Here is a 14,080-nt window from a genome sequence, read left to right on the forward strand (position 1 = left end):
GACGAAAATTTCATGGCTCGGGTGACGATCTACCAGGTGTTCGGACTTGTTAGCTGGAAAGACATCCTGTTTGGCATGAACGTCGACGACCTGCTGGCGATCGTCAACGAGAAGCTGCATCTGCCCTACATCGAGAGCGCGCCGGTGGTCATCATCATGCTCTTCGGCTTGCCCATAGCCGTGCTCTTCATCATGCTGGTATTCTGGTTCATTTTTCGGCTGCTGCGCGCGGCGCCGCTGCCGGCATGGATCGGCACCATGACGTTCCTGCTTGCTGCGCTGTCGAACAACGCGCTCTCGTCAAAATCGCCGGAGATCGCAATTATCGTGGTGCTGCTGCTTGCCTATAGAAACGCGCCGTATAGAAACCGGCCGAAGGCCACATCGTCGGCTGCGGCTACATCCGAGCCGAAACCGGATCGGCTCGGATAAGCACAGGCTCCAGACGCGTCAGCCGGTGCTATCCACAACCTCGACGTTGCCTGCGCGATTAAGCGTGTGAATGCCCGTGCGGGCCCATGCCGGCCCCGGGCCGATCGGGCGGGGCGGCGCAAAACGGACGTCGAAATCGTCAAGCCTATCCAGCCGCATCAACCCGAGACCGCCGCCATAGGCTTTCGACCCGTTTTGCACCGGCAGAACTACGGCGTCATCCTGGCGGATAAAGGCGCCGCCGGGCCGAGCGGCCGAGTGATCGACGGCGATGGGATTGAGCGCGTGCGCGACCCACGGCCCGCGCAGCGAGGGTGCGGAATAGACCGTCATCGTATCCGACGCGCTGCCGTAACCGAACCGCTCCGTCCCCAACAGCCAGAAGCGCCCATCCAATTCGAGCAGCGTGGCGTCATTGAAATCCTTGTCCGTCATCAGCACGGTGTCGCGTACCCAGCGATCCGGAAACTGCGCGGCGCGGTAGAGCACAAGCTCGCGCGCCGCCCCACTTTCCGGAATCATGAAAATCTCGCCGGCCTTAGCGAACACTTGCGGATACGACAGGTGGTGCATTTCCTCCAGTACCACCCTCGGCACACCGAAGGTGCCATCTTCGCCCAGCTCGGCGACAGAAATCACGCCGCGACCCGTAGCGTAGGGAAATTCCTCGACAAACAGATAGTGGCGGCCATCCCGCTCGAGGACGAATGGATCGGCATAGAATCGCTGGCCATCGTCCGGGAGGACGGTGAACGGCGTACCGTCAAGTTGCCCGGTTTCGGCGACACCTGACCCGTCGATCAGCCGATAGGCGACCTGCCAATAAAAGGGGCGCCTTCCAAGTCTGAGTTTTTGCACGGCGCGATCGACCAACCCCCTGCAGAAAAAGGGCAGATAATGCCGGACAAAACCGCCGTTCCTTAGGATCGGTGCCGGATTATCGACTACTGGCACAAGTTCGCCCGCGGAAAAACGGGCGACGCTTTGCGCAACCAGCGAGATGGCCCCAGCGAGCAGGTCGTTGCAGCTGCGAGATAGCCAGAGCCGGTCGCTGATCATCGGTCGCCCCCTGGCGACTGTGACGCCGTCGAGGCGAACGGCAAGTTCGGGCAATCGCCCGCTCGCCAGCATCTCGGCCACACCGGCGGGGAAAGTGCTGTGGCCGCAAAATTCGAGCGTCAGGACAGGCGTGCCTCGTCGAGCGGCAGTGCCGGTGAGATCGATTACGAGATCCGCTGGACCAGAACCGCCAGACGGCAACGGCTCGGAGCGGCTTGCCAATGAGGGACCGAAGCGCCGGCTCTCCATCGCCAGCACAATATCCAGTCCGCGTGCGATCGGCGCAGGCGTCGGCGCGCGGCAGCTCGATACCACGTGACTAGCTGCGTTCAACCGTACCAGGAGCTCATTTTCCCAGCGCCGAGATCCGATGGTGTGGCCGATAATTAAAATATTAGTCAATCGAATATGTTCTTTTTCAAGACTACTGTGCCAGGATACCTATCGGTTTAGGCTTTCATAAGAGTTACCGGGGAGAACGCGGGCTTGGCTGTTAATCATATATTAAGATTTAAGGTCACGAAGGCGGCTTCTGCAGCTAGTATAGCTCTTGTGGCGAATAATCAGCAGGTCGCGACGCCTTCTGGCGACCAGGATCAGCAATGAACGTCTTTTCACATCCGAAACTGCCGGTCAGGCAAAAATTGCTGATCGTGTTCGGCACGAGGCCGGAGGCGCTCAAATGCTTTCCGGTGGTGCGTGCCGCGCTTGCCCATCCGGGTTTTGTTACCGAGACATGCATCACCGGCCAGCATCGCGAGATGGTCGACCAGGTCATCGAACTGACCGGCCTGCCGGTGCATCACGACCTCAACATCATGCAGCCCGGCCAGACATTGTTCGACGTCACCTCGCGCGTGCTGCTGGGCATGGCCGAAGTGCTGGAGAAGGCGAAGCCCGATATCGTCCTCGTGCAAGGCGACACGACCACGGCGATGACTGCGGCTCTGGCTGCTTTCTACAAACGCGTCCCGGTAGCCCATATCGAGGCAGGATTGCGCAGCCACGATATCAACTCTCCCTTTCCAGAGGAACTGAACCGCAAGATTGCCGGCGACATAGCGACGTGGCATTTCGCGCCGACCATCCAGGCACGCGACAATCTCATCGCCGAAGGAAAGACTGCGAACACCATCTTCGTGACAGGCAACACGGTGATCGACACGCTGTTGCATTTTTCCGGCGCGATCGACGCCGACAAGTCGATGAGCGCCAAGCTTGCCGCCCGTTTCCCGTTCCTCGATTCCGCCAAGAAAATGATCCTGGTCACCGGCCATCGCCGTGAGAATTTCGACGGCGGCATCCATCGCATCTGCACGGCGCTGAAGGGGTTGGCGATACGCGAGGACGTGCAGATCGTCTATCCGGTCCATCCCAATCCCAACGTGCGCTCGGTGGTCAACGCAGAACTGGGTGGCGTGCCGAATATCCACCTGGTCGACCCGCAGGACTATCTGCCGTTCCTGTTCCTGCAGAAGCAGAGCTACCTGGTGCTGACCGATAGCGGCGGCGTGCAGGAAGAAGCGCCATCCCTCGGCAAGCCGGTGCTGGTGATGCGAGAGAATACCGAGCGGCCCGAGGGGATTGCGGCGGGTACCGCCCGTCTCGTCGGCACCGATATCCAAAAAATCCTGTCCAATGCCAACAGCCTGCTCGACGATCAGGCTGCCTATCGCGGCATGGCGGAACGACACAACCCGTATGGCGATGGCCGGGCCGGTAACCGGATCGTTGAGGAATTGCTGTATCATGGCTGAGATCAAAACCGTTTCCGTTATCGGCATGGGCTATATCGGCCTGCCGACGTGTGCCATCTTCGCCAGTCGAGGGCTCGACGTCATTGGTGTCGACGTCAACGAAGCGGTGGTCGAGAAGGTCAATCGCGGCGAAATCCACATCGTCGAGCCGGACCTCGATGGTTTGATCCAGAAGGTTGTAGCCAACGGCAAGCTTAGGGCATTCAGTACGCCGCAGCCGGCGGACGCGTTTGTCATCGCAGTGCCGACCCCGATGACCGAGGACCACAAGCCTGACGTGAGCTATGTGCTCGCGGCGGCGCGAAGCATCGCCTCCGTGCTGAAGCGGGGAGACCTTGTGGTGCTGGAATCGACATCCCCGGTCGGCACGACGCGCATCATGACGGGACTGCTTGCTGATTTGCGGCCCGATCTCAAATTTCCTCTGGTGCATGGCGAAGAGGCCGATGTCCTGGTCGCCTATTCGCCCGAGCGCGTGTTGCCCGGAAAGGTCCTTACCGAATTGATCAACAACGATCGGTCGATCGGCGGACTGTCGCGCAAGTCGTCGGAACGCACCGCAGCACTCTATTCGACCTTTGTTGCCGGCGACCTGTTCACGACCCAGGCCGAAAGCGCGGAACTGGTGAAGCTGACCGAGAACGCGTTCCGCGACGTCAATATCGCCTTTGCCAACGAGCTTGCGGCAGTGTGCCAGGATCTGTCGCTCAACGTTTGGGAGGTGATCGATCTCGCTAACCGGCATCCCCGCGTGAATATTCTGCAGCCGAGCCCGGGCGTCGGCGGCCACTGCATCGCGGTCGATCCGTATTTTATCATCGATGCCGCGCCTAACAGCACGCGGCTGATGGCTTCGGCACGCCGGATCAATTCCGAGCGTCCCTTGTCGGTGGTCAGAGATATAGAAGCCTTGCTCGATCCTTCCCGCAAGCAGACGATCGCTTGTCTTGGCCTCAGCTTCAAAGCCAATATCGACGATATGCGCGAGAGTCCGGCTGTTGAGGTGGTGAAGCTTTTGTCAGATATTCCCAACCTGAAGATCATCGCGTCCGAACCCAACACAAATAGGCTGCCGCATGAACTCGAGGGTAAAGGCATCGTCTTTACCGATGCGCTTTCCGCCATCGACCAGTGCGATATCGTCGTCCTGCTGGTCGACCATCGGCAGTTTAATCTGGTTGATCCCGAAGCGCTCAAGGACAAGAAGCTCATCGACACAAGGGGTTTGTGGACCTGGCGCAAAGCACGCAAGCCCGACGCCCGCATCGAAGGCAAGAAAACAGCGCTCGAACACCTGGCACTTCCTGCAAGTGCAGAGGAGGCCGCATGAACGCGCACGACCCAGCATGGGCACAGCATCGCCTATTGGCGTCACGGCGCCGGGAATTCCTTGGCGCGCCGATCCATGCGCTGACCATGGCCGAGACGCTGGCCATCGCCGATGAGGCGATGACCCTGCGGCGGCCGCTGCATCATGTGGTCGTGAATGTCGCCAAGCTTGTGAACATGCGCAACAACGCCGAACTGCACGCGGACGTGGCAACGGCGGATGTAGTCAACGTCGACGGCATCGGCGTGCTTTGGGGGGCGCGTCTTTGCGGCGTCGCGCTTCCGGAGCGGGTAGCGGGTGTCGACATTATGATCAATCTGCTGAGCCTCTGCGCCACGCGGGGCTACAGGCTCTTCCTCCTGGGCGCAGAACAATCCGTACTCGATGCGGTTAGAATGCGACTTGCCAGGGATCATCCGGGTCTCGTCGTCGCCGGCATGCGCAATGGTTATTTCAAGCCGGAAGACGAGGCCGGCATCGTCGAGGCGATCAACGCCTCGGGCGCCGACTGCCTGTTGGTGGCGATGCCGACGCCGCGCAAGGAGCGCTTTCTCAAGCGCTATCGTGACGAACTCACTCCGAGTTTCGTCATGGGCGTGGGCGGCAGTTTCGACGTCTATGGCGGCAAGGTTGCCCGGGCGCCAAAACTGGTTCAAGCGGCCGGTCTGGAGTGGTTGTTTCGCGTGGCACAGGAGCCGCAACGCTTGTGGCGCCGCTACTATGACACCAACACTGCCTACGCAGCGCTGCTGTGCCGGGAGTTATGGGGCAGTCGGGGACGCCGAAGGTCGATCTATAAGTAAGTAAAGGTTGCCCCCAACAAGCGGGCGGCCGCCTGGGGCTACAGCCTCGGCCCGAAGTCGGAACCGCTTTTTCTAGGACTACGGCACGGGTCTATGCGAGCCGTAGCCGCGCCCGCAGCTTGGCTATGAATTGCATCGCGGCGGCAGGATAGAACAGCCAGGTCAGCCCGAAGAAAACCACTGCGCCAGCGGTGCCGCCCGCAACGAGCGAGAAGATGGCCGGCATATCGCCGAGAAGAGCGCTGGCAAGACTGGCGGCCAGCCCCGTGCAGACCGAAATGACGATCGAAACACCGATGTCGCGCCATGGCACCGGCACCGGCGTGAGCCGTTCGCTGATGATGATGCAAGCTAAAAGGCCTGCCAGCGATCCGCCCGCCAGCGCCAAAGCAGCGCCGACCTCCGCCATCGGAGGGATCAACAGCACGGACAGTGCGATTGTCGCCACCGAGCCGAAGGAATTGGCGATGATCAGCAGCCACGGCCGCTTGTGCGCGTGCACCACGGTGCCATAGACGAAGCTGGCGAGATTGGCACACAGCACGCTGAAGGCGATGATCGGAAAGAGCAGGCCGAAACGGCCGTGATATTCGGAGGGCAGCAGGAGCTGCGTGATATCGCTGCTGAGTGCGACCAGCATTGCTGCGACCGGCAGGCAAAGGCGCATCATCAAGGCCATCAATTGCGACAGCAGCTGGCCCGATGCCGCAGGACCGTCGTCGTCGAACCGGCTGACCACCTCGGGAAAGGCGCCCATGTTGATGGAATTGGCGACCATATCAATGGGCTGGCGGGCCAGTGCATAGGCTGCGGCGAAGATCGCCACTGCGCCGGCATCGTAATAGACCTTGAGGAACACACGCTCGGCGCTGTGCAGGCCGAAGCCTACCAGCGCCATGATGACCAGGGGCAAGCCGAGGACGAAGAACTCCTTTTGGGTGAAGCGTGGCGGACCGACAACGACGCGTCGGGATGCCATGATGCCTGCCACGATACCGGCAATCAGCACGCCGAGGCTCGAGCCGAGCGATACCGTCAGAAACGAATCTTGAAACATGACGATGGCACCGATCGGCAGCGCGAGTTGCAGCACGGCGCGAAGGAACTCGAGGGTCGAATAGACCGAATGACGCTGCTGCATCTGCAGAACCGTCAACGCGAAGCGGCCGATGGAACCGGCGATCAGGTAGCTGCAGACGGCGATCGCGAACTCGACCCAGCGCTCCGGCACGATCACTGCGGAGGCGGCCACGGATATGATCAGCGCCAGGGCCGTGCTGGCAAGCAACACCCGCCCGGCCAGCATCAGGCTGCCACGGCTGACGTCGCCTTTGCCCCCAAGCCTGAGCAAAACGATGCGCAGCCAGTTGGTGACGGCAACGTCTGTCATTTCGCCGACGGTCACCACCAGGGTCAGCAGGCCATACTCGGTCTGATCGATCAGCCGCGTCACGATGACCAGCAGGAGCAGCGCGGAAATCCGCGTCAGCAGGATCGCCGGGGCATAGATGAGCGTGGAGCGCAGCAGCAAAGAGTTGTCCCCGGAAAATTCACCTTCGATTAACCGTCGACCGGCGGAAAATCCAGTGCGATGACGGCAAAGGGTGAACAGATTCAGTTTGAACTAACGGATTCGTCGTAAACCTTGTTTGAAACCTTTGCCTCGTCGTTCCGAATGGAGTCATGTTGCAGCGTCCGGTCCACAATCAAAAAGTCCATGTCCTTGTCGCGACGCCTTCGGGCGTTTCGGGGCAGGGTGGTATCGACCGCATCATGGGGGCGCTGAAGCAGGAGTTCGAGCGGCAGGAGATCGCCGACATCGATGTACGCTTCCTTGCCAGCCGCGGCTCGGGGCATGTCGCGTTTTCGATCTTATATATGTTTGACTTTTGCTTGCGGATGCTCGCGGCGCGTTTGGCGAAGCGCGCCGATGTCATTCACATCAACATATCGGTTTCCGGCAGCACCTATCGCAAGATGGTGATCGCCGCCTGCGCACGGCTGCTGTCGATACCCTATGTCCTGCATTTGCATGGGGCGCAGTATGAGACATTCTGGAAAGACGATCGCAGTTTCATGAGCCGCCGCATCGAAGCTCTGTTCGAGCGTGCCGGTCGGGTGATCGTCTTGGGCAGGCTTTGGCGCGACTTCGTCGCCAGCCGGGCACCGGGGGCGGCCGACAAGATTGTCATCGTTCCCAACGCCACGGCGGTTCCATTCTTGGCGCATGTCGGTGGCGGCGACCATGTGCATCTCCTGTTCCTTGGCCGCATCGGCGACCGCAAGGGCGTCCCGCAATTGCTGGATGCGCTGCACTGCATGGAGCCGATCAAGAGTTGGCGCGCCACGATCGCCGGCGATGGCGATGTCGAGGCGGCACGGATGAGAACGGCCGAACTGAGCCTTGCCGAGCGCGTTACCCTTCCTGGCTGGGTCGGCCCTGACGAGGTCGCTTCGCTGATCGCTTCGGCGGACATTCTGGTGCTGCCCTCCTTTGCCGAAAATCTGCCCGTCTCGGTCATCGAAGGCATGGCTGCAGGTCTCGCGGTAGTGACGACGCCTGTCGGCGCCGTAGAGGACATCATCGCCAACGAGCAATCAGGGTTGCTGGTGCCGCCCGGCGATGTTGCGGCGTTGACCGAGGCGCTGACTCGGCTGGTCGAAAATCCGGCATTGAGAGCCAGGCTTGGTGCTGCCGCGATGGCCGTGCATCGGGAACGGCTTGAGCTCGTACCTTTCGTCGGCGCGATCTGCGACGTCTGGAGGTCGGTCGCGTTAAAAGCTCAATCGGTCAAGCGCTGACGCCATCCTATGTAAACGTGGACGCTGAGCTTGCGCGCCGCGCAGGTGAGCCTAAAACGAGCAGCTGCGGGTCGAGCGCAATATCGATCCCATTGGCGTCACTGCGGCGCTCCAAGCTTAAATTCGCGATGGAATATCTCCAAATTCAACAGCGCCCAAATTAGCTTTTCGTGGTCTGCGGCACCGCTGGTATGCTCCGAGACGATTTGATCAAGGTGTTTGGCGCTCAAATAGCTGCGAATGACGGACTGAGAGGAGCAAAGATGGTCGTCCACGTAGTTCGTCATTGACCCGCGAAACCATTCGGCGACCGGCACCTTGAACCCGACCTTGCGGCGGTTGAGAATTTCCTCAGGAAGCATGTTGGCCATGCTGTTGCGCAAGATCAGCTTACCCTTCCGCCAACCCACCTTGTAGCGATCGGGCAATTTGCTGACGAACGCAACCAGATCGCGATCGAGGAACGGCATTCTTCCTTCGATTGAACCGGCCATCATCATCCGGTCGCCTCGTTCCAAGAGATTGTCAGGCAACCACGATGTCTGATCGAAAAACAGCGCGCGGCGAAGATGGGATGACTTCGCGCTTGAGGAGAACGGGAAGTCGTTGCGTTCATTGCGACAATTGGCCGGCGCACCGATGAGGCGACCGTGTTCCCGCGCTGTCATGGCCCCAAACCAGGAGATCATCCGAGTGGCAAAGTCCCTTTCGCCCGCGCTTCGGGCAAATGTATCGAACTTGGCCGATGCGCCAGGCATGGCGCGTATCAGAGGGGCGAAAACGTTGTTGTGAAGCGAGGCTGGAACGAGCGACCGGTAGATTCCAGCCAGTGACTCCGCGCGATGTTTGGGATACCCGCCGAGAATCTCGTCTGCCCCTTCCCCTGTGAGCACCATCTTGACGTCCTGCGAGGCTCGCTCCGACATCAGGTAAATTGGAATGTCCGAACTTTGTGAAACAGGCGCCCCCAGATGGCGAATCAACTTGGGCAGGTGGTCAATCAGGTCGTCCGCCTCAATAACCAGTTCGCAATGATCGGTCTGGAAATGATCGGCGACGCGTCGGGCGAATGGAAGTTCACTGTAAGCCGGTTCGCTGAAGCCGACCGAAAATGTACGAATTGGCTTGTCGCTGTGCTTGGTCATCAGGGCAACGATCGCTGACGAGTCGAGGCCTCCGGAGAGAAAGGCGCCAAAGGGTGCATCGCTGCGCATTCTGATCTCGACAGAATGGTCGAGCAGTTCCAGAAATCGCCGCTTGGCGGTTTCGTCGTCGATGTCCTCGGTCAGATCGGTTTGATCTGGAGGCGTATAATAGCGCGTTTCCGTCACGGTCCCTTGCGACCAAACGGCATAGCTTCCGGGGTTGAGTTTGCGGATTTGTTTAAAAAGCGTGCGCGGTCCAGGCACGTAACGCCAGCGCAGATACTCGTGCACAGCGTCCAGATCGAGCTGCTGCGCGTTTGGCTGCGATGACAACAACGCGTTGATCTCCGAGGCAAACGACAGCAATTTTTCGCTTTCCATGAGGTAAAGGGGCTTTTTGCCGAAGGGATCGCGGCCGAGGATCAATTCGTGCCTCTGAGCATCCCAGAGCGCAAAAGCGAACATGCCGCTCAATCGGTCAAATACGGACAAGTGCCACTGATCATAAGCTCTGAGCAGCACCTCGGTATCGGAGCGCGTTCGAAAATGATGACCGAGGCCGATCAGTTCCTGGCGCAACTCGATATAGTTGTATATTTCGCCGTTGAAAATAATTCTGAGACGGCCGTCGTCGATATGCATCGGCTGATTTGAATCGGCGTTTAAGTCAATAATCGCCAGGCGGCGATGCACCAATGCCAATTGGTTCCCGCCGGTGTTCAAGTCCAAGAACTCGGTGCCTTCGGCATCGGGGCCACGATGCCGCAATGCGTTGGACATTCCGGCGGCCCGATATTGTGGGTTCTCGACTCTCGGCCCGATCCAGCCGGCAATTCCGCACATCATCTCTTCCCTGGGCGCGCATGTTCGCGACGCTGTTTACGACGAATGTATTAAACACTTGGTTGCCGACGAACCGGATCGCGGAGAATGCCGCCAAGGTGTTTCAAAGGCGGGCTTGACCGGTTCGATCAGGCTCTGCCGGTCCTGAATGAGGTGCCACCGACGGTTGCCGCGGAGACGGCAGCTCTTGCCGTCGCGTGATTGATCACTAGCTTGTGGCGGGGACAGGATTGGCGTTGCCGCCCGGCCGCTCATCCGTCAAGAGGCGCAATGGCTACGGCAGGCCCAGTGCCCGCAACATCTCCTGGTCCGGGACCGCAGGCCCTTCGGGCCGGATAACGGTCATCCCATAGGGATTGGAGAATTCCCAGACAGACCATGGTATCGCGAAGCGTTCCGCCTGCTGGCGCACCGCCTTGAGATAGCGCAGACGGTCGGCGTCGAATGCGCCCATGCGGCCGTCCGCAGACATGAGGATCACACCGAATTCACCCATGAAGAGCCGTCGGCTTGGAATGCCATGCGCCTCCGCCCAGTCGACCGCCTGACGGAAGCTCGCCTCGAGTTGGCTCGAGCCCCAATTGTGCTCGAAATATCGGGCGATTGCTTCACGCGCCGCGACCATGTTCATCGTTTGCTCGACCGGGCTAAGGCCGGCGGCCTCCATCTGCGCTTTAAGGGTTTCGGTCACCTTTTCGGGCGTACTGCTGTCGGCCGGCCAGGGCAGGCCCGAGGCGAAGGCGCCTGTCACGTCGGGCCGCTGGTGCGTGAAACTGTGCGGCTCGTACATATGGAAGCTGTAGTAGAGGTTCGGATCGTCAAAGCCCGGGGTGAGATTGACCAGCCCGGCAATGCTGCCGCCACAGGCGCCTGTTGCGACGATGGTGAGTTCGCTGCTGACTGCGCGAATATCGCGGACCGTGTCTGCCATGATCCGCTGCCAGTCATCGCTGCCGCTCGAATCACAGGGGTAGTATGCCGGCTCGTTGTAAGGCTCGAAGGCTACATTGTCGGTGCCAACCCTGGCCAGCATGGTGGCGACCGCCACAACCATTTCGCGATAGCTGGCAACGCCTCCGCTGTCGGCACCGTCATAGATCATCTCCATGCTGTAGGCCGGAACCTGGGTGACGCCGTGCAGGTCGAAAACCACCTTAAGGCCGGCCGACGTGACCCGCTCGACCGCTGCGGCAAGTATGTCCAGCGCCTGCAGCCGTTTGGCGCCCTCGCTGGCAAGCAGAGGGCCGGGGTCGACGCTCAGCCGGACGAAGTCGAAGCCCATCGATCGAATGCGCGCAAACACTTCGCCATCCGGCCAATCGGTGAGCGGCCTATGTCCAGCGCGCCACGCCTCCTCGCTGCGATAGGGCGGCCAACTGTAGGATCCATCGTCCTCGACCGGCGACCAGTTGAGCCATTCATGCACGCCGACGCCGCGCTGGAGCTGGATCGGCGCAGCGTTGGCGGCTATCGCCATGCCGAGCACCCAGGCTACAACCCACGCCATCCTTCTCATCGCCACTCTCCGCATCATGGTCGGAGATATTAACCGCAGGATCGGAAAAGGAGGATTGCCGTCGTGCGGCTTTTCGACAGCATGGTATATAAGAATCGAAACCTTGGCGGAGCGCGTATGAGAGTCGGCTGGTACATCAACCGGTTGCGCAGCATGGAGCCGGCCGAGGTGTTGCACCGGCTGGGCGAGCAGCGTCGAAGGATCGCTTCGCGCCGCCGCGACGACGGCTGGGAGCGTTATGCTTCCCCCCAGTTGCACCCGGTGCTGCGTGGATTGCGCGATGCTGCGCTGGCTGCGACACCGGAGCAACGGCAAGCCATAGCGGCGGCGGCGCAAAACACGCTTGGGGGCCAGTTTTCCGCACTTGGGCGGACATGGCCACGGCGCGATCGAGATCGGCTGTTTCCTCCCGAGCTTTGGCGCCTTGATCCGGTGACCGGCAGGTTTTGGCCGGGTCCCGAGGCCCATACTTTCGATATCGATTTTCGCCATGGCGGCGGCCGCGGCGATGTAAAATACGTTTGGGAGATCAACCGGCTGCAGCAGTTGCCGCCACTGGGCGCCCACCTGCTTCTCGCCGGCGACGACCAGTCCCGGATGGCCATAGAGGCGGCGATCGACAGCTGGCATTCAGCCAATCCGCCGTTTCGAGGGGTTTGCTGGGCCTCCGGCATCGAAGTAGCGCTGCGAGCCATCAGCCTGATTGTCACCATGGACCTCGTCGGCGACCGATTAGGCGCTGCGACACGGCAGCAAGTGGGTGAAATACTGGCGGCAAGCGCCTATTGGCTGCCGCGGTTCCCTTCTCGATTTTCGTCCGCCAACAACCATCTCGTCGCAGAACTGGCTGGCGAGTATCTGATCGGCCTGGCGTTGGGGACCGAATCCAACGCTGTCCGCGGCGCCCTCCTGGCTGAGGCGCGCAAGCAGATTCTCGCCGATGGCGCCGGTGCCGAGCAGACCCCGACATATGCGGCCTTCACCGCCGAACTAATTTTGCTGTGCGCCGCTGCGGCACGCCAGGCCGGAACGCCGTTTCCCTCGCCCGTCGAAGCGCGTCTGGCCGCATTTGCCAATTTCGTCGCTTGGCTCTCCCCAGCTGCCGGCTTTGGCGACAACGATGAAGGTCGCGTGCTGACGCTCGGGGACGAGCCGGACTATGTCCGATCCGTCGCCGCCGCCATCCGTGGCTTTTTACAGATGCCGGGCAACGCGGCGGCGCCACACGATTTTCGGGCGCTTTTCTTTGGCAGGCCGTCGGAACCGGCACCGGCGTCGCATGGGTTGCAAACGTTCACGCAAGGCGGGCTCTCCGTCTGGCGCGGTGAGATGAATGGCCGCAGCATCGATCTGACCTTCGACCACGGCCCGCTCGGCTATCTCTCGATAGCGGCTCACGGCCATGCCGACGCGCTGTCGCTCACCTTGTGCATCGATGGCGAGCCGGTGCTGGTCGACCCCGGCACCTGGCTCTACGGTTCGGGGGGCGTCTGGCGCGATTGGTTCCGCTCGACACCGGCGCATAACACGCTGAATATCGAGGGCAAAAGCCAAAGCATCATCGCCGGGATGTTCAACTGGTCGCACAAGGCGGTTGCGGCATTGGTGGAGAGCGAGCCGGGAACGCACTGGAAGCTGCGCGCCCGGCATGACGGGTATAGAAGCCGCTTCGGTGTCGTGCATCAGCGCACCGTGGCGCACCAGGCCGACGGGATCGTCGTGACCGACCAACTGCTCGGCGGCAGGCGCGTGGCCGAGGTCGTCTTTCAACTCGCAGCCGGCCTCGGCACCAACCGAGACGGAAGCACGATCATAGTGCTGCGCGGCGACGAGCCGCTGATGACCATTCGGTTTCCGGACGCTGCGGTCAACATCCGCGCCGGCGGCGACGCACCGGGGCAGGGCGGCTGGGTTTCACCGCGTTTTGGCGCCAGGCAGCCAGCCGAACGCATCGCCTGGCACGGCGAAGTGGGCGAAGACGGAATTAAGATCCACCTCGCGGCAATCCCACCGTCGCAACGATAGCGGCCGGCGCAGCAGCAGAGCGGGCCATCCGCTGTTCCGGCCGTATTCGAGATTAATTACGTTCCGACATTTAGCGTTTTGTTACGGTTGAACTGCTAATCTGGCGCAAATCCGGCATGCTTTTGCTCGTTGCAGCCGCAATAGCCACCTGGTTGCGGGCAACATGCAGTGGGTTTGGCAAGTTCTTTGCTTCTTAATTCGCCGGTAGCCATTTTACGGCCCAGGAGCCACTGCACCGATGTTTTCTGAATTCGCCAGAGTGATTGTGGAAAAGCTTTCGAACGTCAATCTGGTGACGCTCGGCCTCCTATTTCTCACGGCACTGGGGAGCGCGGTGGTCGCTTACTGGCGAACTGTCGAGCACAAGT

Annotated in this window: 9 protein-coding genes and 1 pseudogene; 6 read left to right on the forward strand and 4 right to left on the reverse strand. The window is 60.8% G+C overall.

Annotated elements, in window-relative coordinates; translation table 11 throughout:
• A pseudogene (locus EOA86_RS04670) lies at positions 1-432 on the forward strand (hypothetical protein); the annotation flags it as partial.
• 18 nt (positions 433-450) lie between these two features.
• Here the strand turns inward: EOA86_RS04670 and EOA86_RS04675 are convergent.
• Entirely contained in the window at positions 451-1,563 is a 1,113-nt protein-coding gene (locus EOA86_RS04675; protein ID WP_245497134.1) for a hypothetical protein, read from the reverse strand.
• 530 nt (positions 1,564-2,093) lie between these two features.
• Here EOA86_RS04675 and wecB point away from each other — a divergent pair.
• Genes wecB through EOA86_RS04690 form a run of 3 tightly spaced genes read left to right on the forward strand, consistent with a single transcriptional unit; the run spans position 2,094 to position 5,381 of the window.
• On the forward strand, positions 2,094-3,248 hold the full coding sequence (gene wecB, locus EOA86_RS04680) for a UDP-N-acetylglucosamine 2-epimerase (non-hydrolyzing) (RefSeq protein WP_128340844.1): 1,155 nt from the start codon (positions 2,094-2,096) through the stop codon (positions 3,246-3,248).
• A complete protein-coding gene (gene wecC, locus EOA86_RS04685; RefSeq protein WP_128340845.1) occupies positions 3,241-4,578 on the forward strand; it encodes a UDP-N-acetyl-D-mannosamine dehydrogenase in 1,338 nt (445 codons plus the stop codon). Before wecB ends, wecC begins: the two co-directional genes overlap by 8 nt.
• Positions 4,575-5,381 (forward strand): WecB/TagA/CpsF family glycosyltransferase, encoded by an 807-nt coding sequence (locus EOA86_RS04690; RefSeq protein WP_128340846.1) that lies wholly within the window; start codon positions 4,575-4,577, stop codon positions 5,379-5,381. Before wecC ends, EOA86_RS04690 begins: the two co-directional genes overlap by 4 nt.
• Positions 5,382-5,472: 91 nt before the next feature.
• Here the strand turns inward: EOA86_RS04690 and EOA86_RS04695 are convergent, their stop codons facing one another.
• Positions 5,473-6,912, reverse strand: coding sequence for a polysaccharide biosynthesis C-terminal domain-containing protein (locus EOA86_RS04695; protein ID WP_128340847.1), 1,440 nt, complete (start codon positions 6,910-6,912; stop codon positions 5,473-5,475).
• 152 nt (positions 6,913-7,064) lie between these two features.
• Here EOA86_RS04695 and EOA86_RS04700 point away from each other — a divergent pair, with 152 nt between their 5' ends.
• On the forward strand, positions 7,065-8,183 hold the full coding sequence (locus EOA86_RS04700) for a glycosyltransferase family 4 protein (RefSeq protein WP_128340848.1): 1,119 nt from the start codon (positions 7,065-7,067) through the stop codon (positions 8,181-8,183).
• Between the two features lie 98 nt (positions 8,184-8,281).
• On the opposite strand, the gene asnB is transcribed toward EOA86_RS04700, so the two are convergent.
• A complete protein-coding gene (gene asnB, locus EOA86_RS04705) occupies positions 8,282-10,174 on the reverse strand; it encodes an asparagine synthase (glutamine-hydrolyzing) (RefSeq protein WP_348633325.1) in 1,893 nt (630 codons plus the stop codon).
• Between the two features lie 271 nt (positions 10,175-10,445).
• Positions 10,446-11,687, reverse strand: a complete 1,242-nt coding sequence (locus tag EOA86_RS04710) for a cellulase family glycosylhydrolase (RefSeq protein ID WP_128340850.1) — start codon at positions 11,685-11,687, stop codon at positions 10,446-10,448.
• 117 nt (positions 11,688-11,804) lie between these two features.
• Here EOA86_RS04710 and EOA86_RS04715 point away from each other — a divergent pair, with 117 nt between their 5' ends.
• Entirely contained in the window at positions 11,805-13,712 is a 1,908-nt protein-coding gene (locus tag EOA86_RS04715) for a heparinase II/III-family protein (RefSeq protein ID WP_128340851.1), read from the forward strand.
• The last annotated feature ends 368 nt before the right edge of the window (positions 13,713-14,080 follow it).

The sequence above is a fragment of the Mesorhizobium sp. M5C.F.Ca.IN.020.32.2.1 genome (genome assembly GCF_004023105.1).
Lineage (GTDB): Bacteria > Pseudomonadota > Alphaproteobacteria > Rhizobiales > Rhizobiaceae > Mesorhizobium > Mesorhizobium wenxiniae.